This is a genomic window from Coprococcus sp. AM100_B19A, from assembly GCF_027662015.1.
GTDB classification, from domain to species: domain Bacteria; phylum Bacillota; class Clostridia; order Lachnospirales; family Lachnospiraceae; genus Allocoprococcus; species Allocoprococcus comes.
Genome location: NZ_JAQDKN010000045.1, coordinates 1 through 1,272, shown reverse-complemented (window position 1 = coordinate 1,272; position 1,272 = coordinate 1). Strand labels below are relative to the sequence as shown.

General features: G+C 37.9%; 2 protein-coding genes. Both read right to left on the bottom strand.

Features of this window, described 5'->3' with window-relative positions:
• Positions 1 to 233: 233 nt before the first annotated feature.
• Positions 234 to 1,073, bottom strand: coding sequence for a hypothetical protein (locus PGQ33_RS16675; RefSeq protein WP_021740685.1), 840 nt, complete (start codon positions 1,071 to 1,073; stop codon positions 234 to 236).
• 55 nt (positions 1,074 to 1,128) lie between these two features.
• Positions 1,129 to 1,272, bottom strand: a 144-nt coding sequence (locus PGQ33_RS17100) for a DUF6070 family protein (RefSeq protein ID WP_256442598.1), incomplete at its 5' end; no start/stop codon positions are given.

The window sequence follows — 1,272 nt, the reverse complement described above, 5'->3', positions numbered from 1 at the left end:
ACTCATCCAATACTGTTGCATCTTTTTTAACAACATAACCACTTCCACCGATTCCTTTCTTCTAATTTTTTTGTTCCTTAAATCTTACACTTGTAATATTTAAAAACCAAGTCTATTTTCAGGAATTGTATACTCCAGATTCACCATCTTTATGTGCGATATATCCTATTTTATTACCATCCTCTATATCTTCTCCATTTTTGTTACCCTGTCATTTTAAAGAACATCCTTACTTACACTGTTACATATTTTTCCGCTTCTTCTTTGCACTTCAACGTATTTCCATGCCCAATTACATATTCCATACATTCTTTTCCCTGCTCTTCTTTTCCGATTCGGTAGTAACATACTCCCAGCAGGAATCTGCGTGTAACCTCATAATAAGGCAGCTTTTCCGTATCATTTTCCAGTAATCTTACTGCTGCCTCATCTTCACCTTTCAGCATCAAATTTTTTGCCATAAACAGTGGATTCTTTTGAAATACTTTCCCTGCTTTTTCTAATGTAGCCGAATAACCTGCCGCATCTTTCTCCTGATATTTCTTCGACAGTTCGAGATTCGTCATGACCTGCTGCCAGGAACGTCCCTCTCTTTTTCCTTCCCATTCATTCTTTATATACTCTTCTGCCTTCTGCAACTGCCCATTTATGATCAGTGCAACTACATATTTAGACTCAGCTATCAGCATGACACTTTTTTGAAATCCATGATAATCCAAGCTCTTTCCGTACTTTACCAACTCTTCCAGCATTTCTGAATATTTTTCTGCATCACATTGCTGTGACAGAATCCGGTCAATTTTTGAAAAATCTCTGAGAATGTCCCTGATTAAAATGAATATACCTGCAATCAGATCAACCACCACGCAAATCCACAGAAGCCAGGGATCTGTCGTGACCCAGCCCGGCTGCTTCACATCGAAAAAGAGTACTGTCTCCTGATGCGGGAACGGATTTCCTTTGAAAATACTCACCACACAAATCAATGCTGCATAAATCAACAGCACATTCCGTATCATCCTGATGCGTCCATTTTTCTGCTTTTCATAAATCTTTTTTATCTGCTCTTCCATTTTCTCTACCTCGCTGTCACACTATTTTTGTACCTACAACATAATTATACATAAATTAATATTGTAGCGAATCTCTGTTCGGTTGTACAATATCTACTGCTGCCTGTTCTTCTTTCTCCGCTGTTTTGCAAAAATCTTCCACTTTTTCACGATTGACCATATCAATCTGATTATCACAATCTACTGCCGCATATCCTTT